The organism is Rossellomorea sp. NS-SX7, assembly GCF_052828565.1.
In genome coordinates, this window is record NZ_CM128249.1 from 2,010,642 (window position 1) to 2,034,790 (window position 24,149).

The 24,149-nt window shown below is 40.8% G+C and carries 27 protein-coding genes and 1 riboswitch; of the genes, 3 read left to right on the forward strand and 24 right to left on the reverse strand.

Translation table 11 applies throughout. The features are described 5' to 3' along the window. From ACUXV2_RS09980 to ACUXV2_RS10015, 8 genes are all read right to left on the reverse strand, one after another. Nucleotides 1-804: an energy-coupling factor transporter transmembrane component T family protein gene (locus tag ACUXV2_RS09980; RefSeq protein ID WP_446246854.1), complete on the reverse strand. Its 804-nt coding sequence runs from the start codon at nucleotides 802-804 to the stop codon at nucleotides 1-3. Next, nucleotides 801-2,240: an ABC transporter ATP-binding protein gene (locus ACUXV2_RS09985; protein WP_446246855.1), complete on the reverse strand. Its 1,440-nt coding sequence runs from the start codon at nucleotides 2,238-2,240 to the stop codon at nucleotides 801-803. The genes ACUXV2_RS09980 and ACUXV2_RS09985 overlap by 4 nt, the downstream gene beginning before the upstream one ends. 12 nt (nucleotides 2,241-2,252) lie before the next feature. Next, nucleotides 2,253-2,831 (reverse strand): ECF transporter S component, encoded by a 579-nt coding sequence (locus ACUXV2_RS09990; RefSeq protein ID WP_446246856.1) that lies wholly within the window; start codon nucleotides 2,829-2,831, stop codon nucleotides 2,253-2,255. After that, a complete protein-coding gene (tenA, locus tag ACUXV2_RS09995) occupies nucleotides 2,832-3,533 on the reverse strand; it encodes a thiaminase II (protein ID WP_446246857.1) in 702 nt (233 codons plus the stop codon). It abuts the gene before it with no gap. 112 nt (nucleotides 3,534-3,645) lie between these two features. After that, nucleotides 3,646-3,754: riboswitch (TPP riboswitch) on the reverse strand. A gap of 185 nt (nucleotides 3,755-3,939) precedes the next feature. Continuing rightward, entirely contained in the window at nucleotides 3,940-4,539 is a 600-nt protein-coding gene (locus ACUXV2_RS10000) for a response regulator (protein WP_446246858.1), read from the reverse strand. 1 nt (nucleotide 4,540) lies between these two features. Then, a complete protein-coding gene (locus ACUXV2_RS10005) occupies nucleotides 4,541-5,674 on the reverse strand; it encodes a sensor histidine kinase (RefSeq protein WP_446246859.1) in 1,134 nt (377 codons plus the stop codon). 126 nt (nucleotides 5,675-5,800) lie between these two features. Beyond that, nucleotides 5,801-5,998, reverse strand: a complete 198-nt coding sequence (locus ACUXV2_RS10010) for a hypothetical protein (RefSeq protein ID WP_446246860.1) — start codon at nucleotides 5,996-5,998, stop codon at nucleotides 5,801-5,803. 402 nt (nucleotides 5,999-6,400) lie between these two features. Further along, on the reverse strand, nucleotides 6,401-6,685 hold the full coding sequence (locus ACUXV2_RS10015; RefSeq protein ID WP_446246861.1) for a DUF6509 family protein: 285 nt from the start codon (nucleotides 6,683-6,685) through the stop codon (nucleotides 6,401-6,403). A 155-nt stretch (nucleotides 6,686-6,840) separates the two neighbouring features. Between ACUXV2_RS10015 and ACUXV2_RS10020 the strand changes: the two genes are divergently transcribed. After that, a complete protein-coding gene (locus ACUXV2_RS10020) occupies nucleotides 6,841-7,149 on the forward strand; it encodes a hypothetical protein (protein WP_446246862.1) in 309 nt (102 codons plus the stop codon). A 46-nt stretch (nucleotides 7,150-7,195) separates the two neighbouring features. Here ACUXV2_RS10020 and ACUXV2_RS10025 read toward each other — a convergent pair whose 3' ends face one another. From ACUXV2_RS10025 to speD, 10 genes are all read right to left on the reverse strand, one after another. After that, nucleotides 7,196-7,660, reverse strand: a complete 465-nt coding sequence (locus ACUXV2_RS10025; protein WP_446246863.1) for a branched-chain amino acid aminotransferase — start codon at nucleotides 7,658-7,660, stop codon at nucleotides 7,196-7,198. Between the two features lie 14 nt (nucleotides 7,661-7,674). Beyond that, on the reverse strand, nucleotides 7,675-8,448 hold the full coding sequence (locus tag ACUXV2_RS10030; protein ID WP_446246864.1) for an exodeoxyribonuclease III: 774 nt from the start codon (nucleotides 8,446-8,448) through the stop codon (nucleotides 7,675-7,677). Between the two features lie 451 nt (nucleotides 8,449-8,899). Then, the gene (locus ACUXV2_RS10035; RefSeq protein ID WP_446246865.1) at nucleotides 8,900-10,288 is read right to left on the reverse strand and encodes a DEAD/DEAH box helicase; all 1,389 of its coding nucleotides are present in this window, start codon (nucleotides 10,286-10,288) and stop codon (nucleotides 8,900-8,902) included. A gap of 290 nt (nucleotides 10,289-10,578) precedes the next feature. Next, nucleotides 10,579-10,959 (reverse strand): peroxiredoxin family protein, encoded by a 381-nt coding sequence (locus ACUXV2_RS10040; RefSeq protein WP_446246866.1) that lies wholly within the window; start codon nucleotides 10,957-10,959, stop codon nucleotides 10,579-10,581. 15 nt (nucleotides 10,960-10,974) lie between these two features. Next, nucleotides 10,975-11,316 carry a DsrE/DsrF/DrsH-like family protein gene (locus ACUXV2_RS10045; RefSeq protein ID WP_446246867.1) on the reverse strand — a complete coding sequence of 114 codons (342 nt, stop codon included), beginning with the start codon at nucleotides 11,314-11,316 and terminating at the stop codon, nucleotides 10,975-10,977. A 109-nt stretch (nucleotides 11,317-11,425) separates the two neighbouring features. After that, complete coding sequence (locus tag ACUXV2_RS10050) at nucleotides 11,426-11,821, reverse strand: DsrE/DsrF/DrsH-like family protein (protein ID WP_446246868.1); 396 nt, start codon at nucleotides 11,819-11,821, stop codon at nucleotides 11,426-11,428. 118 nt (nucleotides 11,822-11,939) lie between these two features. Further along, the gene (locus tag ACUXV2_RS10055; RefSeq protein ID WP_446246869.1) at nucleotides 11,940-12,233 is read right to left on the reverse strand and encodes a rhodanese-like domain-containing protein; all 294 of its coding nucleotides are present in this window, start codon (nucleotides 12,231-12,233) and stop codon (nucleotides 11,940-11,942) included. 126 nt (nucleotides 12,234-12,359) lie between these two features. After that, the gene (locus ACUXV2_RS10060; protein ID WP_446246870.1) at nucleotides 12,360-13,457 is read right to left on the reverse strand and encodes a PRK06851 family protein; all 1,098 of its coding nucleotides are present in this window, start codon (nucleotides 13,455-13,457) and stop codon (nucleotides 12,360-12,362) included. Between the two features lie 558 nt (nucleotides 13,458-14,015). Beyond that, nucleotides 14,016-14,813 (reverse strand): TIGR00266 family protein, encoded by a 798-nt coding sequence (locus tag ACUXV2_RS10065; protein ID WP_446246871.1) that lies wholly within the window; start codon nucleotides 14,811-14,813, stop codon nucleotides 14,016-14,018. Between the two features lie 120 nt (nucleotides 14,814-14,933). Next, the gene (gene speD / locus ACUXV2_RS10070) at nucleotides 14,934-15,749 is read right to left on the reverse strand and encodes an adenosylmethionine decarboxylase (RefSeq protein ID WP_446246872.1); all 816 of its coding nucleotides are present in this window, start codon (nucleotides 15,747-15,749) and stop codon (nucleotides 14,934-14,936) included. Between the two features lie 197 nt (nucleotides 15,750-15,946). On the opposite strand from speD, the gene ACUXV2_RS10075 reads away from it, so the two are divergent. After that, nucleotides 15,947-17,074, forward strand: a complete 1,128-nt coding sequence (locus ACUXV2_RS10075; RefSeq protein ID WP_446246873.1) for a CAP domain-containing protein — start codon at nucleotides 15,947-15,949, stop codon at nucleotides 17,072-17,074. 51 nt (nucleotides 17,075-17,125) lie between these two features. Here ACUXV2_RS10075 and ACUXV2_RS10080 read toward each other — a convergent pair whose 3' ends face one another. The 4 genes from ACUXV2_RS10080 to ACUXV2_RS10095 form a co-directional block, all read right to left on the reverse strand. After that, nucleotides 17,126-17,851, reverse strand: a complete 726-nt coding sequence (locus tag ACUXV2_RS10080) for a DsbA family oxidoreductase (protein WP_446246874.1) — start codon at nucleotides 17,849-17,851, stop codon at nucleotides 17,126-17,128. A 75-nt stretch (nucleotides 17,852-17,926) separates the two neighbouring features. Continuing rightward, nucleotides 17,927-20,506: a helicase-related protein gene (locus ACUXV2_RS10085; protein ID WP_446246875.1), complete on the reverse strand. Its 2,580-nt coding sequence runs from the start codon at nucleotides 20,504-20,506 to the stop codon at nucleotides 17,927-17,929. Between the two features lie 230 nt (nucleotides 20,507-20,736). Further along, entirely contained in the window at nucleotides 20,737-21,201 is a 465-nt protein-coding gene (locus tag ACUXV2_RS10090) for a CoxG family protein (RefSeq protein ID WP_446246876.1), read from the reverse strand. Nucleotides 21,202-21,283: 82 nt separating this feature from the next. Then, nucleotides 21,284-22,069, reverse strand: coding sequence for an HAD family hydrolase (locus ACUXV2_RS10095; protein ID WP_446246877.1), 786 nt, complete (start codon nucleotides 22,067-22,069; stop codon nucleotides 21,284-21,286). Nucleotides 22,070-22,230: 161 nt separating this feature from the next. Here ACUXV2_RS10095 and ACUXV2_RS10100 point away from each other — a divergent pair, with 161 nt between their 5' ends. Beyond that, complete coding sequence (locus ACUXV2_RS10100) at nucleotides 22,231-22,527, forward strand: DUF948 domain-containing protein (RefSeq protein WP_446246878.1); 297 nt, start codon at nucleotides 22,231-22,233, stop codon at nucleotides 22,525-22,527. A 129-nt stretch (nucleotides 22,528-22,656) separates the two neighbouring features. On the opposite strand, the gene ACUXV2_RS10105 is transcribed toward ACUXV2_RS10100, so the two are convergent. Both ACUXV2_RS10105 and ACUXV2_RS10110 read right to left on the reverse strand, forming a co-directional pair. Continuing rightward, on the reverse strand, nucleotides 22,657-23,154 hold the full coding sequence (locus ACUXV2_RS10105) for an AAA family ATPase (protein WP_446246879.1): 498 nt from the start codon (nucleotides 23,152-23,154) through the stop codon (nucleotides 22,657-22,659). A gap of 88 nt (nucleotides 23,155-23,242) precedes the next feature. Beyond that, nucleotides 23,243-24,145, reverse strand: coding sequence for an AEC family transporter (locus tag ACUXV2_RS10110; RefSeq protein WP_446246880.1), 903 nt, complete (start codon nucleotides 24,143-24,145; stop codon nucleotides 23,243-23,245). Between the last annotated feature and the right edge of the window lie 4 nt (nucleotides 24,146-24,149).

Below are 24,149 nucleotides of genomic sequence, written 5' to 3' on the forward strand. Positions count from 1 at the left end.
CTACCCCTGATAACGTACATCCCCAACAGGGAAAATCGGATATGTACCCGATGCATAGTAACTGATCATTACGATGGCAATGATCACGACTAAAAACAATCCGTCGAATGGTGAAAAACCGATTTGATAAAAATATGTCCTCTTCCCGCTGCTTGAGAAACGTTTAGCCTCCATGGCGACAGCAATCCGATGCGCCCTCCTGATGCTTTGTGCAAGGAGTGGGAGAGCGTAAGACCGGAACGAAAAAAACAATCCGGCAGCACCTTTTTGGCGATTCACCATCCGTACTTTCATCGCATTGCGGATGGTCACGAATTCTTCTGCAATGATCGGCAGCAGCCTGAACCCCGCCATGAAGCTGTAAGCGTATTTAGGTTTCAGCTTAAGTTGCTGCATCAATGAATAGAAAAGCATGACCGGACGTGTGGAAAGGGTGAATAATAATCCCAGCAGTCCAAAAACGAACGCCCTGAAACCGATGTGGATGCCCCGATAGAAGCTTTCTTCTGAAATCTGGATAAGTCCCCATTTCACCCAGATGACATCTCCTTTCCCAAATAAAATCATCGATGATGCCGTAGAGGCGAATACAAGGATGAAAGGCAGCAACAGCAGGGATTTGACTTTCACAGTATGACCTGAGTACAACCAGAATAATAGGAAGGAAAAAGCAGTTAAATAAACAAGCATATTCAATCGATGGATCAGCAGAATAACAATAAACAGAATGACCATGATGACGAGTTTGAAGCTCGGATTGATTCGATACAGCCAATTCTCCTTCGGGACGATATCGATCTTCACAGGATCCCCTCCTTCGCTTCATATGGTCTATAACATGGTTCATCCTTCACCAATTCACCTTCGTCGATTGTCCAAATCCTGTTCGAAACGTACCTTGCAATATCCTCATCATGCGTTACCATGAGTATGGTTGAACCTTGAAGCTGCAGCTCTTTCATCATTTCGAGCAATCGAAAAGTATTAGCCGCATCCTGTCCAAACGTAGGTTCATCCAATAAAATGATATCCTGACTGATTAAGATTGATGCGGCAACACTCAGCCGCCTCTTTTGTCCCATGGATAACTGATACGGATGCTGATGACGATGTTCTTCCAGGTTGAACCGTTTCAGAATGTCATTTACTCTTTCCTCCATTCCTTCCCTTCTGCCAATTTTCTGCTTCAGGCTAAAGGCAATTTCGTCAAAAACAGAGTTAGCGACAAATTGAAACTCAGGATTCTGAAAGACGAATGTACAATGTTCGGGAGTTTTCCGTTTGTTTACTTCATGGCCAAAAAGTTCGTATCTTCCAGTCGTTTTGATAAATTGCATCAAACCGTGTAGAAAGGTGGATTTACCTGCCCCATTCCTTCCAAGGACCGAAATCCACTCCCCTTTTTTGACAGATGCGCGGCCGATCGAAATTTTCGGATGCTTATTGAGGTACCCTTTAAAATTCTCAACTTCCAAAGCCGATTCTTTCGAAAACTCATCTGTATCCCGAAAGGGAGTTGAGCTTATATACTCATCCCACGCTCCCGGATACCATACTCCATCTTCCTTGATGACTTCTTTGTATTCTGTTAAAACTTGTTCAGCATGCCCATCTGCAAGGATCTCTCCATGCTGGTTAAAGAGGATGATGCGGTCGACTAAGTCGACAACGTGATCCAACTTATGTTCCACAATCACCACCGTTTTATCTTTGCTGACATGTTTTATCGTTTCCCAGATATCCTTTGTTCCTGCCTCATCCACCAACGCGGTCGGTTCATCTAAAAATAACGTGTCCGGCTCCAGTGCAAGGACTGCAGCGATGGCAAGCCGCTGTTTCATTCCTCCTGACAATTCGGAAATCCTAGTATGAGGATTTGGCAGGTGTAATCCCACTTTCTTTAATAGTCGCTCTATCTTATCCTCCATCTGTTCTCTTGGCACATTCAGATTTTCAAGGACAAAAGCGATTTCCTCATCCACATAAGGCATGCAGAACTGTGCATCGGGATCTTGAAATACATACCCCCAGGAAGCAGGATATGAAATGGAGGATACTTTCATCGGTACCTCATATGAATAAGGGATTAAGCCGGCACATACATTGAGCAACGTTGACTTACCGCAGCCGGATGGACCAAGCAGCAGGACCTTTTCCCCTTTACCGATGGAAAGTGAAAGATCTTTAAATATGAATTTTTTTTCACCAGGAAACTTCAACCTTAGTTTTTCAATCTTCAAAACTATTCACACCTATCTGTCGAGAGCATCGTAATCTTCCTTCGCTGTTGGCCTGACAAGACTTGTTACACCTGTCTGTTCTAAAGCTTTCACAAGATAGAAAGCCCCGATGCCTGCAATCAGTACTGAACCAAGTAATCTTGCTCCCAAAAACAAAAATAGATTCCAAGCAGCAAGGTCTCCGATATAGCCTTTGTACATATCCATCAAGATCGAACCGAATGCAGACATCACGGCAGCAATACTTACGATGGTGAGGCTGTTTAGTTTGTATCTTGTGACGAAGAAAACAGCTTCAGCAAACAGACCTTGAATGATACCGAAAAGCAGTACCTCAAGCCCCCACTCAGACCCCATGAGAAATTCCCCGGACGAAGCGGCGATTTCAGCGAGCAGTGCCACTCCCGGCTTACGGATGATAAGGAAAGCGACCGTCGCAGCCATGAACCACATTCCATAAATGAGCTGATCAGCATGAAGACCGAACGGCTTTATCATGTTGTATAGCGGTCCCCAAATTTTATAAATGACACCAAATCCAATCGAGATGACAACCGTAACGAGAATGTCCGTTAATCTTAACTTTGTCATTTACTTCACCAGCTTTCCTGATTGTAATAGAAGATCATGTTCAAACGGCCACTTCTCCATGGAGTATGCCATTTCCCAGAATTGAAGCTCGTAAATACTGCTGATCATAAACAGCTCTTTCATACGGGATTTTTCTTCACCTGAAGCTCTTTCAGCCAACTCGTCCAGACGGTTGATTTGCTCTTTCACCAGTTCCCCGAACCATTCCCCGCCGTAAGCGGCTATCCACTCCCGATAAATGGGCTCATCAGGTGAACACAGCTTCAGACGCTCACCAACTTCATGGTAAAGCCAATAACACGGCAGGATCGCAGCGAGGATATCACGAAGCCCTCCAAATTGTGCCGCCCTATACATATGGGACGTATACGCATATGCGGTCGGAGCAGGCTTAAATTGTTTCCTTTCTTCTTCTGTGATACCAAGTTGAACGGAAAACGTCTCATGCAGGGACAATTCTGCTTCATTCGTTCCCTGGGCGTGGGCTGCCATTCTTGAGGTGGTATGTAAATCTGGTGCTTTAGCGGCTCCCAATGCCTGAACCCTTGAAAAATGAGATAGATAATAGGCATCCTGCAGCACATAATAGCGGAATTTACCAAGTGGAAGTGTGCCGTCCCCTATCCCTCTTACAAAAGGATGATTAAAGCTTGCTTCCCAAATTTCATTCACATCTTCTCTTAATTCTTTTGAAAATGTCATCATTGACTCTCCTTTTCCACGACGATCCAAGGAAACAAAAAAGCCACTTTCCATTGCGCAAAGAGCGAACAGAAAGTGGCTTGAAAGGCCGTACATCATACAAGTTATATGTAACCTTCAAACACCACTTCCCTACGCTGGTCTCAACCAGATCAGGTTCAAAGGGTCTTAAAGTTACACTTTAATCTCAGCCTTCATGAAAGGCACCCCTAGTGGATCGTCATATGTAATTTTGAATTCGATGTAATCGTAACATGTAATTTTTTCTTGTCAATCTTTATTTTACAGCCATTGATACCCCGGATGGTTAAAAAAACCAGTGAACACGGGGATTTTGATACTTTATTTTTTATAAATATTCAACTGACTCATTTCATATTTTTCAAATTCATGTAGAAAAACCGGTTTATTTAAACCAGCCTTTTTCTTTTGAGTGAGTGATGGCTTCGATTCGATTTTTCACTTCAAGCTTATCGAGAATCGTTGAAATATAGTTTCGCACTGTGCCTGTTTTCAGCTGAAGTTCATCAGCGATTTCTTTTGTGTTTTTTCCGTCTGCCACAAGTTCAAGGACTTCTTTTTCGCGATCTGTCAGAGGGTTTTCTTCACTGTACATATCATCCATCAGTTCAGGTGCATAAATCCTTTTACCTTCCATGACATGTCGGATCGAACTTGCAAGTTCCTCACTCGGGCTGTCTTTTAGCAAGTATCCCTTGACACCGGCTTTAATAGCACGCTGAAAATATCCTGAGCGTGCAAAAGTAGTCAGGATGATGACTTTGCAGCCTTCTCCTTTTAATTCTTCCGCTGCTTCCAGGCCGGTCTTTTCAGGCATTTCGATATCCATCATACAGATATCAGGCTGGAGCCGCCGGACGAGTGATACGGCTTCTTCCCCATTGCTAGCCTTACCCACGACTTCCAAATCATCCTCTAAATTAAGCAAAGAACCCAATGCTCCCAGCATCATCCGCTGATCTTCTGCAATTACAATGCGAATCACTTCATTCCCTCCCTATCTGTTTGATTACTTTAGGAACCCTCATGATCAGTGTGGTCCCTTTATCAGAAATGATGTCGAGCGTACCGTTTACAAAATCAAGCCGCTCTTCCATCCCCCGTAATCCGCTTCCTTTCGATAAATCTTGATCCTTTTGCAAACCAATGCCATTGTCCTTTACCTTTATCGTTAATTCATTATCGAATTCATCGATCGTTATTTCACAAGTATCTGCCTGACTATGCTTTACGACATTTGTGACCGCTTCTTTTAAACACATGCTTAATATATTTTCCAGAAAAAGCGAAGTATGGGGTAAGCTGGATGTTTCTTCAATACTCAATTGAATATCTGCAGCTTTAAGAATCTGCTTGATCCTCACGATTTCGTCTTCCAAACGGATCCCCCTCATTTGGGACACCATCGTACGAACCTCTGTCAATGCGGTTCTGGCTGTTTGCTGCACGTCCTTCAATTCCTCTTGTGCCTGCTCGGGATCTTTGTAGACCAATTTTCTGGCCAAGTCACTTTTTAAGCCTATCAGGGACAGCTTCTGGCCTAAAGTATCATGTAAGTCCCGTGCAATGCGCTGTCTTTCCTCTTGTTTGACAAGCTCCGAAATCCGTTTATTCGCATCCTCGAGCTTTTCTTCGAGCCACCCTTGTTTATTGCGGTTGTAGATATTGAAAGGAAGCAGAATCACACTGATCCAGATGATCAGGATAAACGGTATTTGAGAAAGGAATAAATCTTCCTGTTCTACAAATTTATAATTAATGGAAGCGGTTGTAAGCACCAGGTGGATGATATACAACGTCAAGAACGCAATCCGGTTTTTTATATTTCCGTTATAGTACGCAATATAGAAAGCAAAATAAATAAAATTAAACTGTATGGTCATCGTTATGGAAATCGCGATTAGAAAGGATGTCCATAAATAAACCGGCCACTCCCTTGAAAGGAAGGCAAGCCTTAAAAAGATAAAAAATAATATCGTCAGTGTAATTCCTACAATGATTTCAATCGTTGAAGATGATTGAAAAATAAAGTAGAAAGGTAAAATACTGATGATACTCCATATGTATGGTGAAATTCCTGAGCTTTTTTGAAGTTTAATGAAATTATCCGGGAGCTGCACAATTGATACCTCATTTGTATAAATGTTTGTTGTTATCTTACCATATCCGTATACAAAGTTATGTATAAAAAGCGTATACATCTCCTTTTATGGAATCGTATACGCTTTTTCCTTTATCATTGCTCATCAGTATTTCCTGTTTTGAATCGCGATCTGTTTCAACATGAGTTCGTGGGATTTTTTGATGATATCTGTCAAAACATCACCTTTATAGATTCTGCCAATCTTCGTTTTTTCCTGATAATATTCTACAATTTCATCTAATTGCTGAGCGGTTTCTTTCTCGATTCTCACATTTAATTGAATTCTATCACTGGTACTCATTTGCTGGTAACCCCTCCAAGATCCGTAGTGCTATGATGTGCTAGCATCATTCTATCAACATTATAGCATACTCTATCAGTGTGATATATCCTTTTTCGACAAGGTTTTCTTATCTGAAATTCCTTGCCTGTAAAATCAGTGTGGGCTTTTAATGCCGCTATTGATTTCCGTGCAAGACTTCGCTTTCCGCGGGTAGCCCGTGAGCCTCCTCGGAGCTGTGCTCCTGCGGGGTCTCACATTAGCTACTTTTCCCGCAGGAGTCTTCGTCTTACACTCCAATCAACCGCTGGAACAAACTATACGCATACGTAAGCAAAACAAAAGAATCCGAACTATTTTGAATACAAAATAGTTCGGATTCTCTTCGGTTAAAAAACTATTGTCCCAGCCTCTTCAAAAAGATCAGCTTAGAATAGCTTCATTACAATACTGAAGGATTTGGGCTTCTTCATCCTCTTCCAATTCAAAATCGAGAATCGATTCAGTATTTCTCTCAATAATTTGATACTGTGCAATTCGTGACACGTCACCGTCTTGAACAAAAATCGATTTAATATATAAGCCGTTCTCTGAATGTAGTTCATCGTCTTCAGGCACTTCGATCGAGACCAGTACCTCATAACGGTTCCCGCTTAGAATACCAGTAGGATCTTTAAGTTCTTCCACTGCATGATCAGTTATAATCATTTAAAAGATAACTTCCTTTCACTTTACATATCTTTTAATTATACACCGGTTCAATAAAAATGAAAACCTTCATGTCTCCTGCATATTTTTTAATGGGATTTGACCTCATCCTTCGATATAATGATAGTCGACAGAACCTTTAAGGAGCGACTGAAATGAATAATAAAGAGATTGAGGACAAAATCATATCCAACTATCAAAAAGATGAGAACATGATGATTCTCGTTTTTGCACAGTGGTGCGTAAATAACGATCTTGACCCAGCTGAGATCTATAAAAAAGCCTACCCTGATCAAGGGGATAATCCCGCACTTCAGCAAGGAATCGATTTGACTGTGCCCAAGGAAGAATCCGAAGAAATCCCCGACTCCACACTGCTTGGAGTACTTTCCTTATTCGGTAATTCTGACCTGGCAATTGTCGTGTCAGAAGAAATAAATAACGCAGAAAAAAAGAAAAGATAATCAATAATCAAAAAGCACCTCGAAATGCATACGAGGTGCTTTTTGATTATTTCCCCACTGCTGCTTCCTGATGAAGCTCAAAGAGAAATCCATAAATCATTTCAACTGCAGCCATAAAAGTCATCCCCTCGCTATATGAAGGCAGATCATTTATGGAAACATTCACATCCCACAAACCATCTTCTCCATTAAATAGAAGGCTATACGCATTTTCATCTTGAAGTGTACGTTCAAAAAAGGCTTCGATTTGATTTCTGTATTTTTTTTGCAGTTTCAACCCGAACATCGCATCATAGTTACCAAATACATCGTCCAACTCCAATGAGAGGCCGTCAATCCCGATCTCATCAAACCAATCAGCGTCCATATAAATATATTCGGCCTTGTGAGATTGTAAATATGACAAAGGCTTTTCCAAGAACGAAGCTGATTCATTTTGGATCAGTTCATCAGTTTCTTTATGACATCGCTCGACTGTCAGTTCATTAATATTCAGTCTGTCTTTTAACATAGTACCCCACCTATTCAATTAGAGTGCAAATATGATTTATCCAATTCCAAGTATACAGGACAATGATCGCTCCCCAAAATACTGCAGTGAATGTCTGCTTCTGCGATCCACGAAGACATCCGCTTGGACAAAATAAAATAATCGATTCTCCACCCGATGTTTCTTTCCCGAACCTTACTCATATAAGACCACCAAGTATAGGATTCATCTTTTTCGGGATATAAATACCTGAATGAATCAACAAAGCCTGATTCCAGAAAAAGAGTCATTTTCCCTCTTTCTACATCTGTAAAGCCGGAATTACCTCGATTTGAGCGGTCATTCTTTAAATCTATTTCTTTATGTGCAACATTCAAATCACCGCATAGAATCACCGACTTCTTACGATCGAGTTCAACGAGATATTCCCTTAGCTTATCCTCCCACTCCAGCCTTTCATCCAATCTGGATAAATCCCTTTTTGAATTTGGTGTATAAACATTTACAAGGAAAAAGTCATCAAACTCCAATGTAATGATCCTTCCTTCGGATTCAGATTCTCCCTCTTGAAAACCATAGGAAACAGAGAGGGGCTTTACCTTGGTGAAAACCGCTGTACCTGAGTACCCTTTTCGTTCAGCATAATTCCAAAATTGATCATATCCGTCAAGATCCAATTCAATCTGACCTTCTTGCAGTTTCGTTTCCTGAATACAAAATATATCTGCATTTACCTCTTTAAAGTATTCCAGAAACCCTTTTTTCACACATGCTCTTATTCCATTTACATTCCAAGAAACCAATTTCATTTTAATTTGAAAATCTCCTTTATCTATAAAATCCCTGTAAATATAGTAACATAACAGAAGCGGAAACTATTATTATATTGATATAACTCGTGTAAATCCTGTTATTATATTAGAATAACTTCGATATTTTTCAACAATAAAGGGACCTGGACAAAACTAAAAAACCTCTACATAAAGGCGGTGTATATTCTTAATACCGCTTATGATTTCCGTGCAAGACTTCGCTTTCCGCGGGTAGCCCGTGAGCCTCCTCGTCGCTGCGCTCCTGTGGGGTCTCACATTAGCTACTTTTCCCGCAGGAGTCTTCGTCTTGCACTCCAATCAACGCTGTAGAGAGCTAAAATCTAAATATGGATTGAACAAATTAAATACCCGAACTAATTTGCTTCATAGAATGCAAATTAGTTCGGGTTTAACTTAGACTAATACACTTTTCCTAGCCTCTTATCAGTTATTTATTGGACTTTTTCCAACGATGTACCGGTTCTTTACTCGATTTTCCTGGTTGGGTAACACCTTTATTTTCAGCTTTTTGTGTTTGCTTTATTGATGACCCTTTTTCATCCTTTTGTTTACTTTTCTTTCCCGGACGCTTACTGTAAAACCCATCATTCTTGATACCCTGTTGTTCATCATGTTTTCTTTTCGGGGTTTTGGGTGAAGAAGATGACCCTTTTCTTTTCTTTTTCTTTCTGGAAGACGAGCTCCCATTATCTTTCAGAGATATGGTATTTCCCAAATTTTGTTTTTGGATCCTGGTTTTTAAATCACTCTCGATTTTGTCAAGTATTGGTCTGTCTTCTGAGGTGTAAAGAGTATAGGAGAGACCTTCTGCACCGGCTCTTCCTGTCCTGCCGATTCGGTGAGTGTATGTTTCAGTGTTTTCCGGAATATCGTAATTGAAGACATGCGAAACACCTTCAATATCCAGCCCCCGTGAAGCGACATCGGTTGCAACGAGGAGCGGTAATTCTCCTTTTCTGAAAGCTTCCATCACTTCCTCGCGTTTTTCTTGAGGAACATCCCCATGAAGTTCACCGACATTCATCCCCTTGGACTTAAGAACTTGAAACAACTTGGTAACTCTTCTCTTGGTGCGGCAGAAAATGACCGCTTTATTCGGATTGAATGCTTCTACTAGTTGAAGGATCGTTTCCTGCTTTGCTTTATCCACTGTAAAAATGGCAAATTGATTGATTGATGAAGGAGCAGTGTTTTCCTCGATTTCAATCGTTTTTGCATTTTTCATGTATTTTTGTGCGAGTTTCTTAACAGGTCCAGGCATAGTAGCAGAAAACAGCATCATTTGTCTTGTCGCAGGTGTTGACCTGATGATTTCTTCTACCTTATTCAAAAAACCGATTTGAAGCATTTGATCAGCTTCATCCAAAACAAAAAATTTCACATGCGACAGGTCAAGATTGCCCCGTTTTATGTGATCCAGAATTCTGCCGGGTGTCCCGACGATATACCCTGGGCTTTTCTTTAGTTCTTCCACCTCTTGATCGTGACTCTGTCCGCCGTACATAGCAATGACTCGAGCTTTCTTTTGATTCTTCGTCAACTTTTTTACCACATCCGTTATTTGAATGCTCAGTTCTCTGGTCGGGGTGAGAATGATTCCTTGGATGTGCTTTGACACATTCTCACTTCTTTCGAGAATGGGTAATGCAAATGCATAGGTTTTCCCTGAACCGGTTTGGGCTTTTGCCATGACATCGTTACCTTTTAGTAAAACAGGGATCACTTTTTCCTGAATCGGGGTCGGGGATGATATCCCCATCTTCGACAGCCTAAGTCCCATCTCTTCTGAAATCCCTAAGGATCTAAATTTACTCAAATGCAGTTCCTACTTTCTTTCGCTCGATTGATGTTGTTCGCATATTAATATTGAAGGTTTCACTCCAAAAAAGCAACCAGTAAATAAAAAGACAAAAAAGAAGGCGCCTTTACCGACTCCTTCTCTAAACTATCTTTTGTATTAATAAAATGACTCCTGCCAGGAGCCAAAGCCACATTCCCGGTCATATTGGCGGAATATAACGTTTACGGGCTTTCTTTGAGGAAATATTTCAGGTTCCGTTTCCACAATTCGTTTTCTTACAATTCATAAACTTATCCTTTCTCTAGTTAAAAGTGTACAAATAAATCTGCAGAATTACTCTCATTGAGCACCCATTTGATGGGAACCTGCTCAGCAGGATACGTCAATTCCAATTTGTCATGATGATCAGCATCTACGATATAAAATCGCACTCCGGATTCTGCCGCTATCCCCAGTAATTCTTTAATTGTCGGTGCATGAAAAGATTCTAATGCCTGCGACAGATATTCAATTCCTTTCGACGGCTCTGGAGTATAATGACTATCCAAAATATTGACCCCGTCCCTCGAGAAGGCAAGTATGACATCCGCACCGGACGACGCTGCTCCAACTGCAATATTTAATGGGGGATAAACAGATTCCAACTCATCATGTAATGCGAGTACTACAACTTTTTTATCAGGCATACCGTACCGCTCCCTTCAATAGCTTAATACTGCATCTGCTCTATAGGCAATCTCAAGAAAGGTGACGACTCCTGCCAGTTCTACTCCATCAACTAACTCTAATCCATCTGCCACAAGAACATTCATTTGACATCCGTAAAGCTGGATCCCAGAAGAAAGAGCTTCTTCAAGCAGCAAGTTCATATCCACTCCATGAGACCTTTCAATTTTCTGTGAGTAACGTTTATCGAGTACATACGCCCCATCCAAATCGAAGAAAATCATCACCTCATCGCCATTTTTCTTCCGTTTGAGGCCTTCTTTCATAACATAGGGGGCATTGGAACTTAAAGTGACAAAGTAGACCCATCTCTTCATAAGGATCCCTTCTTCCATCAAGATATAATCAGTACTATTGTTAGTAACAGCCTTTTTAAAAAAGAGCTAGTGGAATAATCCAATAGCTCTCTTCTTCTGTCAGTTTTCATTAGAATGTTAATGTAACATCTGCATCTTTAGCAAATTCCAAGAATGTTACAGCGCCGCCTACTTCAATTCCATCTACAAACGAGTCTTTATCCAATCCCATAACGTCCATTGTCATTTGACAACCAATGAATCGAACACCCATTTCTTTCGCCATTTCCACCAACTCAGGGATACCTGGCACGTTTGCCTTAGAGAATCCTTCTTGAAAATGCTCTTTGCCTTGTGGCATTGGAAGCTGCTGGTGAGCTTCTTTGTGGATCAGATTCAAGCCTTCAAAAGTGAAGAAGACCGCTACCTCTTGATCTGTTGCTGCTGCAGCCGTTGCAATATTATAAACCTTATACGCATCAAATAATCCACCATTACTCGCGATGATTGCTACTTTTTTACTCATATCACATTTCCTCCTATTGCTTAATTAGTGTTATTAATATATAAATCTTTCAGGACCCTAACGTATTTCCCCCAAACAGAACCTAATACACTTAGGGGTATATGTTTATTCAAAAAAATTATTCAATTTCACCATTCCAAGCCATCATTCCGCCTGTCATATTGATTACATTAAATCCTTGACTCTCGAGGAACTGTACTGCTTGTCCGCTTCGGCCGCCTGAACGGCAAACCATGATATATTCCTTCGATTTATCCAGTTCATTCATTCGTGCTTCAATCGATCCCAATGAGATATGCTTTGCTGAAGGAATCTTACCTGCAGCCACTTCATCATCTTCACGGACATCAATTATATTTGGTTCTTCCTTTAATAATAATTCTTGTACTTCTTTTGTTGATAATTCTTTCATCGGTAAATTCCTCCTGTTAACAGTTATTTCGTTGTTCTTAATTTAATCTTATACCTATACGGGTATTTTGTCAACAAACTTTATATAGAAAAAATCACCCGGATGGAGTCCGCGTGATTCTCTCAGTTAATTCGATTCAATAATGCCATTTAACTCATTGAATATTTCTTCTTTTATCCTATCGACTACGCTGAAGTCCATTGCATCTATATAAATGGCCTCTAAATTTTCACGAAGAGCCTTTGCTTCACTCAGATAGGATATAGCCTCTTTCATTTTGTCTTTATATCCTTTAGTGGTCCTGGCGATTTCGTTTTCAAATTTTTCATCCGTTCCCGGAGTGATGCATCGTTCATACATATCGATGATTTCATCACTTTCACGATCCGGGAAATATTCGTGCGGTGCTGTACTGTCAAATATGGCTATACCTTGTTCACGGATGATGACCATATCTAAACTGTTCGGATCGAATCCGCAGTGATAAATTTCTGCATTGAATCCCTTTTCCTTTCCCGCTGCCGCAATCTTCTTCAGCATAGTCGATTTTCCTGAACCTGCACGCCCCTTTATGAAATATCTTTTCTCTACATCCTGAGTTAGATTTTGTATATAATCAACAGCACCGTCCGGGGTAGCAGCTCCCAAAAATCGGTGAACCGCTTTTGCTTCCTTATCTAGAGTAGTATCCTGATAAAAAAGTGAAATCAATTCATCTGTTAATTGATTCGCTTCGTCAAAATTCATATTTGAAATGTATATATCCTCAATGTCATCATGTGCAGCAAGTGATTCAGCAAAGGTTTCATATGCCTTTTGGAATTTCTGCGAAATTTGATCATTCAACTCTAGGATTTCTAATTTATGCTTTGCCAACTCATCTGAATTCCACGCAGCACCTAAATTAACATACTCTTCAATCACTCCCGGTGCTTTAGGCTCAATGATGTGGGGAGCAGTCCCATCGACAATTCCGAGGCCCCATTGAGGCAGTATCACCCCATCGATTGATTGGTTATCTGATGCGCAGTGCAAGTACTCCACTTCAATTTCCTTATCTTCAAACCTTTTTCCAATATCCTTCATCAAAGATGACTTCCCTGTACCAGGTCCACCCTTTAGTATATATAATCGGTTTAAACCTTCGAGTACTGAATCATATAAACTATAAAACCCTTTCGCCGTATTACCTCCTGCATAATAATGCCGTACGATCCCTGACATAAAACCACCCTTTCCATCTCATCTACTAATACTTATGATAAAAAGAATAAATGGGTGAATGACCAAGAAAAGCGCAAGGGCTTCGCTCAGAGGCGGGTGGCATAAGACGAACCGGCCATGAAGGCGCGCTCTTTGCCTTCTTGGTCGGTTTGGCTTATGACATGTGCCTCTAAGCCCTGGAGCTGGACAATAGAAAAGCGGAGGCGGCTTGGTCAGAGGCGACAAGCATAAGACGAGCATACCGGAAAGGCGTTTTTTGCCTTTTTGGTATGCTTGACTTATGACCTCGAGCCTCTAGCCGCCGGAGCTGGACAATAGAAAAGCGGAGGCGGCTCGGTCAGAGGCGACAAGCATAAGACGAGCATACCGGAAAGGCGTTTTTTGCCTTTTTGGTATGCTTGACTTATGACCTCGAGCCTCTAGCCGCCGGAGCTGGACAGTAGAAAAGCGGAAGGGCTTTGAGGCGACAAGCGTAACACGAGCAAGCAATAAAGGGATTTTTTTGACTTGCTTCCGAAAAAAAACAGACAGCAGAATAAGATCTGCTGTCCATCAAAATTAATCATCGCCGTTCAGTAAATCCCCGATTCCACCAAGTATACTTCCTTCTCCAGTGGATTTCCCTCCGCCAGGCGCATTTGCATAAATCCTTTCAGCAAGGCGGCTGAATGGCAGCGATTGAATCCATACCGTGCCGGGACCGCGAACGGTAGCAAAGAACAGCCCTTCTCCACCGAGGAAAGCCGATTTGATTTTGCCTACATACTCGATGTTATAATCCACATCTTTCGTCATGGCAACTAAACAGCCAGTATCAACCCTCAGCAATTCTCCCGGCTGCAGTTCCTTTTTATGTATGGTACCGCCAGCATGCAAAAATGCAAGACCGTCTCCTTCGAGTTTCTGCATGATGAACCCCTCTCCGCCGAAGAATCCAGTCCCTAATTTCTTTTGAAAATCAATGCCTACAGCAACTCCTTTAGCCGCACATAGGAATGCGTCTTTCTGGCAGATGACTTTCCCGCCTAATTCACTTAAATCAACAGGAATGATCTTACCTGGATAGGGAGCTGCAAAAGAAACATGTTTCTTTCCAATTCCCTCATTCGTGAATACAGTCATAAATAGACTTTCTCCTGTTAACAGCCGTTTTCCGGCTCCCACAAGCTTTCCAAGGAATCCGCTTCCCCTTCCCTCTTGTGCCCCGTCTCCAAAGATTGTTTCCATGGAGATGCCATCATCCATCATCATCATGCCCCCCGCTTCTGCGACGGCACTCTCTCCAGGATCAAGTTCTATTTCTACAAATTGCATGTCATCCCCGTGCAATTTAAAATCGATTTCATGTGAGTTCATGGATATTCCTCCCTATAAATAGCTTCAAAATCATTATACTGCATGTATTCGTCAAATGGGGATATTATCCTTCCACAAACGAAAAAATACTCTATTGGAATGATCCAACAGAGTATCAGGCTAGTAAGGGTTGTGCATGTTTTTTCCGTAGAAGATTTCATCCATTTCCATCTTTAGTTTCTTGGTAATCTCCTTTGCTTCTTCCTTATCCAGTTTTTCCTTGGAATATCCAAACAGATAATTATTTAAATCGAAATCTTTTAACTTACATTTTGTATGAAATATATTTTGAGGGTATACATTGACATCGATCATATCGTATTCATCTTTGATTTCTTCCGGTATATAGTTTTGTATGGAATTTATATCATGATCAATGAATAATTTGCGTCCGCTAATATCCCGGGTAAACCCCCGTACCCTGTAATCCATCGTCATGATATCGGTATCAAAGGAATGAATGAGATAATTCAATGCTTTAAGAGGTGAAATCTCACCGCATGTAGACACATCGATATCTGCACGGAAAGTACTGATTCCTTCATGTGGATGATATTCAGGATAAGTGTGAACAGTAATATGACTTTTGTCCAGATGCATCGTGACGGATGACGGCAGCGGACCAGGCGACTCATCGAAATGCTCAGTCGGCACTTCCACAATCGGTCCTTCAGATACCAGGATCGTCACACTGGCTCCTTGAGGGACGTAGTCTTGTTTTGCCACATTTAAGACATGTGCCCCAATAATATCAGAGACATGAGTCAATATTTTTGTCAGCCTTTCAGCGTTATATTGCTCATCAATATACTCTATGTAAGCTTCCCGCTCTTCTCTCGTTTTCGTATAGCAAATATCATACATATTGAAGCTTAAGGATTTTGTCAGATTGTTGAATTCATGAAGCTGAATTCTTTCCTCGTGAGTTAGTTTCATGACTTTATTTCCCCTTTATGTTTATTTCCCAGACTGGAACGGATCTATTTTTTATGTTACCCAGACAAAACTATACTAAAACTGGTAATTTGGATTGAAAAGAATTCAAATTGGGTAAATACATACGAAAAGTTTTCCTTCTGATTTTATCCTGAATTTATTTGGGGTAAAATGAAGGGTAGAATGGAGTGTTAATCATGAAGCGATTACTGATGCTTATCGTTATCATATTTATTGCATACGGAACAAAGCCGGTTTGGGAAGAAAAAGTACAGGCAACCGGTTTAGACTCTATGCTGTCTAAAATAGAAGCAATGAAAAACAACCCAAAAATACAGGACGCCTTTGATCAGTTTTATAATGACGTCAACCTATTATTAATCAAACTTGATGAGTCTTTCAGCGATTTAGAAGCAGAAGACACCCAAGAGAAAAAAGGTATCGATAAACCGGCATTATCCGCTCCGGATAAACAGTTTTTTTCCGTACATAATATTGAACTGGGTGATTCCCGGGCTACCGTAGAAAAAGAGCTCGGTGAACCTAAAAGAACGACACTCAATGAATATGGCTCATACTGGCATACCTATCATGAGGACTACCAAAATTTCTTTATGGTTTCTTATGACAGTGAAGAAAAAGTAAATGGTTTATATACAAATCAAGACTTAATGACATCCTCAGCAGGGATAAAAATTGATAGTCCAAAAAATGATGTACATGAACAGCTTGGTGAACCCCTGGATAAAATCCGAAAAGGTCTGACCGTTTACCAGCTTCAGAACAATGGAGAACATGAAGTGTTCCAAGTCGACGAAAGCTTTGTTACCGTTTTTTATGATAAACACGAAAATGACATGGTGACAGCAGTACAAATAATTGATGACAATCTCGAACAAAACAAGCAAGGATTTTACACAGAACCGAATCCGGAGCTCAAAGAAGGATTTGAACTTCAGTTATTCGATCTTACCAATGCAGCCAGGGTTAACCATGACTTGACTCCTCTCAAATGGGATGACCAGGTCAGGAAGACAGCACGCAAGCATAGTTTGGACATGGCCGATCACAATTACTTCAGTCATACCAACCGCCAGGGTGAATCTCCCTTCGACCGTATGGAAAAAGACCAGGTCGCCTTCAGGACAGCCGGTGAAAACCTGGCATACGGTCAGATGAGCTCCATCTTTGCTCATGAAGGATTAATGAACTCCAAAGGCCACAGAGAAAACATCCTTCAGTCACATTATGACTATCTGGGGGTAGGGGTTGCGTTTAACGGGGATTCACAGCCTTATTACACCGAAAACTTCTTCAGCCGTTAATGGCGAAATAAAAAGCAAGTGGGGATACGGGATCCCACTTGCTTTTTACTTTCAATTATTTTTTTGGGGATCATTCGAAACTTGGCATCCACTGTCATCACACTGCATATCGGACTGTCCCGTCACCGATTGAAGACGCGAAGGACCATTTTCTTCTTCCCACACCTTTTCGAGGGTACTTTCAAAAACCTCTGCAGGCTGAGCACCTGAAATAGCATATTTACGATTGATGACAAAGAACGGAACTCCCTGCACCCCTATCTGCCTGGCCTCGTTTTCATCAAATCGTACTTCCTCTGAAAAATGTGTACCATTTAATACTTCCTTCACTTCCTCAAGGTCCAAACCGATACCTTCAGCCATGGATAGGAGTGTTTCTTTATTTCCGATATGTCTTCCTTCAACAAAATGTGCCTTAAACAGGCTCTCGGTCATCGACACTTCCAATCCTTTAGCTGCTGCATACTTGGCTAATCTATGTGCATCGAACGTATTAGTCGGGATACTGTCTTCAAAATTAAAGTGGATCCCAACCTGCGCACCGTGTTCCTCTACACCCTTGGACATGTTTTTAGCTTGTTCTACGGATGTTCCATATTTTTTGGACAGAAGCTCATACACGTTCATATCCATTTCAACTTCAGCATTGGGATCCAGTTCAAAGCTTTTGAATTCTACCTCAACTTGATGGTTGAATTTATCAAGGGCTGCTTCCAGCCTTCTCTTCCCTACATAACAAAAAGGACATACAAAGTCAGACCAAACCTCTATTTTCATATTCCTCACCTCTATTTCACTACTCTTCGTTCATCCTAGCAAACATTTCCTCTATAATCTTTTAATATGCTCAGGTTAGTTTCTTCCTCGCCTTTTTTCCCTTCTTTTACGGTTCAATGCATGACAGCGGTCACAGATAGGGAAACCAAAGTTTGGAGGAAGTTTCTTCCCACAATGCTTACATTTTTTTGAAAGGCTTTTCACTTCGGTTCTTAAACTTTCATGCACCCCATCGGCGATTTCTTCTCTAGTCCGCTCCCAATAATAGGCCTCGGTCTGCCTTCCTAACCTGTAAAGCAGCAATAAGTGCAGACCCACGGCTTTATAGGAAACTTCTTTCTGTTCAAGGTTTTTATTGTTTATGTCTGGCTCCGGAAGCTCTTCATTGTTGATAATGGCATGCATGGAGTCCAACCACTGCTGAGTCAGCCTGCTTTCTTTCTTGGAAAACGGAAGATGCAAAAATCCGTAAAGATCATTTAGAGAAAGTTTCGCTTCTATTTGGGTTCCCCGGACGAGATCATACAGCTCCTTCTCTTCTGTTAACGAAGCTTTCTCTGTACCGTAAGGACTTTCAAACCGATCCCATAATTCAAAGAAAGTATCCAAATCATGATAATAGCGCTGAAATCGTTCAAAAACATTGCTTGTAGGTGCAATAGCGAATGTTTTTAGTGAGGGGTCTTCCTGGATCAGCAGATTCGCCATTTTTTTAATATCCTTTGTAAAGGCGACTTTTCCACAATCATAAATGCCTTTTCTACCTGCTCTCCCCGCGATTTGCTTGACTTCCTGAGAAGTAAGCAGCCGTCTTCTTGTCCCATCGAATTTATCATTTTCAAGAAATACGATCCTTCTGATCGGAAGATTCAAGCCCATCCCGATTGCATCGGTTGCGACGATCACTTTCGTTTTCCCGTTAATGAACTGCATCATTTGTCTCTTCCTGGTCTCAGGGGGCATACTCCCATAAATCATACTGACTTTGTGGCCGTTATTCTGAAGCCTTGAAGCCGTATCCAGTACTTTTTTCCTCGAAAAACAAACAAGGGCATCTCCCTGCCGTGCATGTTTTAAATTGAATTCCTTCTTTTCAACCTGCAGAGGGATCTCTCTTTCGTAATTGTGGATTTCAACTTGATCTTCTCCGACTAATTCCAAAAGCAGGCTGCGGACGTTTTCACTTCCAATGATATGGACTTCCTTTGCTCTCGCTTTCGTGATTGCCTTATACCAGGAGAATCCTCGATCTTGGTCTGCGAGCATCTGTGCTTCGTCAATCACGACCACTTCATACTCATTTTTCTCATGGAACATTTCAACCGTGCATGCAACATGCTTTGCCTGGTCGACTTCTTTTTCTTCTTCTCCTGTCTTCAGGTTACAGGGCACGCCCTCACTGTTTAACTTATCAAAAACTTCGAGCGCCAATAAACGTAAAGGGGCAAGGTAAATGCCGCTCTCAGCGCCCTTCATTCGATTTAATGCCTTATGTGTCTTCCCTGTATTGGTTTCTCCGATATGGAGGACATATTTGATTCCATTTCTATAGGAAGGGCTGTATTCCTGACCGAATATGTCTTCGAGAATACGCGCCTCTTCTTCCTGTTTACGTTTTAATAAAGCTTGTTCCTCTGCTTCACGTTGCTCTCTTTTAGCAATCGATTCTTTGTATAAAGAAAGGTGGGCATCTAAATCAAATGGCCTATCGGCAAGTTGTACCAAATCAACGACATATTCATCCTGAATCCACTGGAAAAAGAGAGATTTTTCCTTTAGGAGTACAGGCTGTGACCATTTGATCACGCGCTCTTGAGACAGTTCTTCCCCGAAAATATTTTTGTAAGAAGCAAGGATATCAGCAGGGAGGTTCTCACATACAAAAGTTGAAATGATATGCTCCGTATAATAAGAAATAAATCGTTCATAGGGAGAATAATACGTTTCATATTCCCATAGATTCCTTTCCCATTGTTCACTTTTCTTATGGATGGAACCTGTGAATTCTTTTAAGATATCAGAAACCGATGTGAAGACATGGCTGCTGAGAATTCCTTGTTCTTCTAATTTGTCTTCGAGTGCAAAAGGTTCTATTTGTTTGTATTTTGGTTTTGTGTGTAAATCACTTACTAACTTTTTGGCGAATAAATACCTTAGTTCGATATACCAAGAAAGCTCCTGGTCCTCCAGACGCTGTTCAAGGAAGTAGAGGATATCTTTTTGTACACCTTTTCTTTGAGAAGCCGTTATCTTTTCTTCCATTTCTGTGATATAACGTTCCCTCGCCTGTCGATGGCGAGATTTCCATTGTTGTTCGTCAGGCGCATTTATAATCACCCATTCCTTAACATGAAAAGGCTCTTCGTCTCGTATTTCATTTCGAAACATTTTATTCAGAAGCTTTTTATCTACGCCTTCAACCTCGTATCCCTTACTTCTTAGAAATGCTTTTTTATGGCTTCTCAGGACATTGTTCGTCACTTTATTCAGCCAAGTATTCAGCCATATTTGTTGAAAGAACTTGCTTCTTTCAGAGAGATAGTCCTTGAATGGAGGACACTCTTCTTGTGATGCCAGGAAATGTGAAATGTCTTCTTCTATTTTAATTTTAGTTTCCTCAATCGCTTTCTCGCGGATAGAATCAAGGTTTTGCATAATATGACCCCTTTTTAAATCTTACTGCTCATAGTTTATGTACTTTTTAATGTGATCTTTCATTCCCGTCCGTGACAGATCCCGGCCTTCGGTGAGCCAAATTATATCTTAGCATACCCTATGTTTTTCCTGCGAACAACTTTTCGATTATTTAAGATCGCTGTTTTCGAAATTATCGTTCAAGCAGTGCGCTAAATAAAAAACCAACGGATTTTTTCCGCTGGTTCTTATTATCTGCCTTCACGTCGGGCCGAGTATCGTTTTTCAATTTCATGGACGACATTATTTGTTAACTCTATTGTAATGTCAGGAACCGTTTTCTCGACGATGGGAGCCAGCATTTTGGCTATGGAGCTGTATGAGTTTATGGACAGTCTCCCTTTTACAATGGTCTTGGATCCTGAGAAACTTGCCGCTTCAAAAGAGCCGTCACCTGAGAACTTTTCGTTTAGGCCAGTCAAGGTAAAGGTTACTCTGGTTGGCTTAACCCACTCTTTGATGACTACCTTTGCATGGATCTTTCTCTTCATAAAACCTGTATCGATCTTAAATTTCCAATCAGATACTTCATCACTGATAATTTTGTGATCCAAGTATCCGGGTACGAGTGGTGCCCAATGATCAAGAACGCTTACAAAGTCCCATACATCCTCAATCGATGCAGCGACCAGCTTTTCATGAATTCCATTTACCATACGTGTCGCCTCCTTATTTGTACCACACAGCCATTATGCAGTGCTCATTTTATGAGATGCGGACAACAAATATGTAAGGAAACTAAAATTGTTTGATAAGATCAAGAAGCTCCGTAAGTTCCTTTATTTCATAATCAGGTATGACCTCTCCGGGACTCAGGTCTTGACGATTGATCCATACATTTTTTATACCTGCCGTTTTCGCACCCTTGATGTCAGTCATGAGGTTGTCTCCTACCATGACCACTTCTTCTTTATTCAGAGATAGTCTATCAAGGGCATGCATGAACATTTCGGTATCCGGTTTACCCTTTCCAATCGCTCCGGAAATGACGACTTCTTCAAAATAGGGAATCAATTCCTTTGTCATTTGTAATTTCAGGCTTTGCAATTGAGGAGACCCATTGGTTAAGAGAACTAATACATAATCATCCTTTAACGAATTCAATACATGAAAGGTATCTGGATAAACAAAAGGATGATTCTTTCTTTCGGTCCTGAACCGCTCAGCTAATTCCTTCCCAAATTCTTCATCATCAACCCCAAGATTCTGCAAGCCTGCCGTCCAAGCTCTTTCCCGATAAGCAGGTACGATGTCCCTCATTTTAATGAACTGCTCATGATGTTCATCCAGAAAATCACCCCATAATCCTTCGAAAGGATTGATACCGATCATTTGGGTGAATTCATATGTTTCATATGAGGAGTATAATTCCCTTGCATTTTTTCTTACTTCTTTTTCTAGCATGTCAGGATCTACATCCACCATCATGCTGGCATACTTACATGTCTCATCAAATGCACGTTGAATGCTTCTTGAATCCCATAATAGGGTATCGTCTAAATCAAAGAATACAGCTTTCACCATTCTCTTCCCCTCCGCTCTCATTTAACTTATCAATAGATTACTAGCTGCATTCTTTTTAGTAAAGCGGTATATATAAAAATAAGAATAAAAAATCAGTTAATTTTTATGAAAATAGGGAAAATAAATGACAATACATCAAAATATGCAGAGGTGAAGAAGATATGTGGATCGTTTACATCAGTATTGCCCTCGTGATTGCAGCTGTGATCATGCTTGGAATAAGCATTGTGAAAACACTGAAAACCACCCGTCCGAAAATCAATTCAATCAATCATACCGTAAACAACATGCAGACAAATATAAATCAAGTCACTGCTGAAACCGATCAGCTGCAAACCATTCAGGGAGAAATTCAGGAAGACATTCAAATGAAAAAGAGTTCCATTCTGTATACAGTGGATGAGGTAAAGAGAACTCCTGAGGTTGCGAAAGAGTTTGCGAAAAGCATGAGAAGGTAAGGGAGTGAATATCACCCTGATTGATTGAGGGTGATATTCCTGCGAATTAAGTTTACATAATAAAATTATAATAATCTAATTTCTCTACCTTCCCTCCGTCTGCTTTAAAACGCTGTGTTGAACTCTTCATCATTTTTTTCCACTAAACTCTAAAATATTTAAGCCCTCGGTTGCTTCGGGTGCTTCAAAAAATTTAGTAACTTGAATAAACACCGCTTCCGTGTCAAAAACTGCTCTTTCTGGTTGTTCGTTACGCCTTTGTGCAATTTGACGTAAGCATTGCTCGTTACTTAGATTAAGGAAAATTAATTGATGGCTTGCATTGACCTCTGACGCCATTTCCAAAAACCACTTTCGCAGTTTTTGAGTGTTAGCTGGAAAATCCATCACTACGTCTGTACCGACACTTAATATGTTTTGGACATGTTTTTTCACTAACGGCTTGAGCTGCGCTGAGAATTTTAAATAGTCCTCAAATGATGCGATTTGATTGGGATAAAGAAATGAAAGCCATTCATCCTCAGACAACAGTACCGCATGTTTATCTATCGCCAATTGTCTTGATTTAGTTGATTTTCCTGCGCCCATTTTTCCACAGAAAAAGTATAGCGTCCCTGATTGTTTCATATTTTAACCCCCCACGCTTATTTGAGTGGGTGTTGCCCCACCTTGAATAACTATAATTGATTATTTTTTCATGATCTTAATAGCTTTTTTATGAAACAACGGCCAACATAATGGGAATCGTTATAATACTCATCAAGGTAGTCACAAGCGTACTTGCTGATACTAAATCTGGTTCCGTATCGAACTGCAAGGAAAACATCGTTGTATTCGCAGCGGTCGGCATACTTGCCAGAATGATTAGAATTGACGCAAGCATAGGGGAAATTGGAAGAATGGAAACGACGACAAGAGCAATGATCGGCGAGGCCACCATTCGCATGAAAATAATGAATGATAATGCTCCTCTCTCCACCTTTTTCCCTCCCAGGGTGGCTAGCTGCATACCTAGCACTACCATGATCACAGGAATTGTTGCTTGTGAAATTAAATCGATGGTCTGAGTCATAAACACCGGGACTTCCAGTTGCAGCAATTGAACACTTAATCCCATGAAAGCACCGTGAAGAATAGGCATTTTGACGATCTTCATCCATATTTCACTGTTATCCCTCGCTTTATCGCTGCCGCTTACAGCATAATAAAGACCGATCGTATTCATAAGAAACGACTGGATCACCATCATGATGACTGCGTAGCGAAACCCAAGTTCCCCAAACGCAAACAGGATCACAGGTACTCCGTAGTTACCGCTATTCATAAATACCCCTGATAGAATCATGGCAGACTCTTTCGGCTTCGAGTAATTTCTGATTTTAGCCACTATTTTTATAGATAAGATCAGTATTACACAAAGAGCTATACAAAAGAGGAAAATATAAAGATAATCCATATTCAGTTCATTCTCGTAAAAAGTCTTGAATGCGAGAAATGGATACATTAAATAAATGGCCATTTTTGAAATCGAATTGATTTCGAATCCGAGTTTCTTTTGCCCGATATACCCAACGGCAAAAACCAATAATGCAGGCAATACAATCAATATGACGTCCATTTTT

What these genes read in the sequence shown, in the direction of transcription:
- ACUXV2_RS09990 (WP_446246856.1), bottom strand. Translation starts at nt 2,831, where the DNA reads ATGACAAAGTTAAGATTAACGGACATTCTCGTTACGGTTGTCATCTCG.
- tenA (WP_446246857.1), bottom strand. Translation starts at nt 3,533, where the DNA reads ATGACATTTTCAAAAGAATTAAGAGAAGATGTGAATGAAATTTGGGAA.
- ACUXV2_RS10010 (WP_446246860.1), bottom strand. Translation starts at nt 5,998, where the DNA reads ATGAGTACCAGTGATAGAATTCAATTAAATGTGAGAATCGAGAAAGAA.
- ACUXV2_RS10015 (WP_446246861.1), bottom strand. Translation starts at nt 6,685, where the DNA reads ATGATTATAACTGATCATGCAGTGGAAGAACTTAAAGATCCTACTGGT.
- ACUXV2_RS10020 (WP_446246862.1), top strand. Translation starts at nt 6,841, where the DNA reads ATGAATAATAAAGAGATTGAGGACAAAATCATATCCAACTATCAAAAA.
- ACUXV2_RS10025 (WP_446246863.1), bottom strand. Translation starts at nt 7,660, where the DNA reads ATGTTAAAAGACAGACTGAATATTAATGAACTGACAGTCGAGCGATGT.
- ACUXV2_RS10030 (WP_446246864.1), bottom strand. Translation starts at nt 8,448, where the DNA reads ATGAAATTGGTTTCTTGGAATGTAAATGGAATAAGAGCATGTGTGAAA.
- ACUXV2_RS10040 (WP_446246866.1), bottom strand. Translation starts at nt 10,959, where the DNA reads ATGCCTGATAAAAAAGTTGTAGTACTCGCATTACATGATGAGTTGGAA.
- ACUXV2_RS10045 (WP_446246867.1), bottom strand. Translation starts at nt 11,316, where the DNA reads ATGAAGAGATGGGTCTACTTTGTCACTTTAAGTTCCAATGCCCCCTAT.
- ACUXV2_RS10050 (WP_446246868.1), bottom strand. Translation starts at nt 11,821, where the DNA reads ATGAGTAAAAAAGTAGCAATCATCGCGAGTAATGGTGGATTATTTGAT.
- ACUXV2_RS10055 (WP_446246869.1), bottom strand. Translation starts at nt 12,233, where the DNA reads ATGAAAGAATTATCAACAAAAGAAGTACAAGAATTATTATTAAAGGAA.
- ACUXV2_RS10060 (WP_446246870.1), bottom strand. Translation starts at nt 13,457, where the DNA reads ATGTCAGGGATCGTACGGCATTATTATGCAGGAGGTAATACGGCGAAA.
- ACUXV2_RS10065 (WP_446246871.1), bottom strand. Translation starts at nt 14,813, where the DNA reads ATGAACTCACATGAAATCGATTTTAAATTGCACGGGGATGACATGCAA.
- speD (WP_446246872.1), bottom strand. Translation starts at nt 15,749, where the DNA reads ATGAAACTAACTCACGAGGAAAGAATTCAGCTTCATGAATTCAACAAT.
- ACUXV2_RS10075 (WP_446246873.1), top strand. Translation starts at nt 15,947, where the DNA reads ATGAAGCGATTACTGATGCTTATCGTTATCATATTTATTGCATACGGA.
- ACUXV2_RS10080 (WP_446246874.1), bottom strand. Translation starts at nt 17,851, where the DNA reads ATGAAAATAGAGGTTTGGTCTGACTTTGTATGTCCTTTTTGTTATGTA.
- ACUXV2_RS10085 (WP_446246875.1), bottom strand. Translation starts at nt 20,506, where the DNA reads ATGCAAAACCTTGATTCTATCCGCGAGAAAGCGATTGAGGAAACTAAA.
- ACUXV2_RS10090 (WP_446246876.1), bottom strand. Translation starts at nt 21,201, where the DNA reads ATGGTAAATGGAATTCATGAAAAGCTGGTCGCTGCATCGATTGAGGAT.
- ACUXV2_RS10095 (WP_446246877.1), bottom strand. Translation starts at nt 22,069, where the DNA reads ATGGTGAAAGCTGTATTCTTTGATTTAGACGATACCCTATTATGGGAT.
- ACUXV2_RS10100 (WP_446246878.1), top strand. Translation starts at nt 22,231, where the DNA reads ATGTGGATCGTTTACATCAGTATTGCCCTCGTGATTGCAGCTGTGATC.
- ACUXV2_RS10105 (WP_446246879.1), bottom strand. Translation starts at nt 23,154, where the DNA reads ATGAAACAATCAGGGACGCTATACTTTTTCTGTGGAAAAATGGGCGCA.
- ACUXV2_RS10110 (WP_446246880.1), bottom strand. Translation starts at nt 24,145, where the DNA reads ATGGACGTCATATTGATTGTATTGCCTGCATTATTGGTTTTTGCCGTT.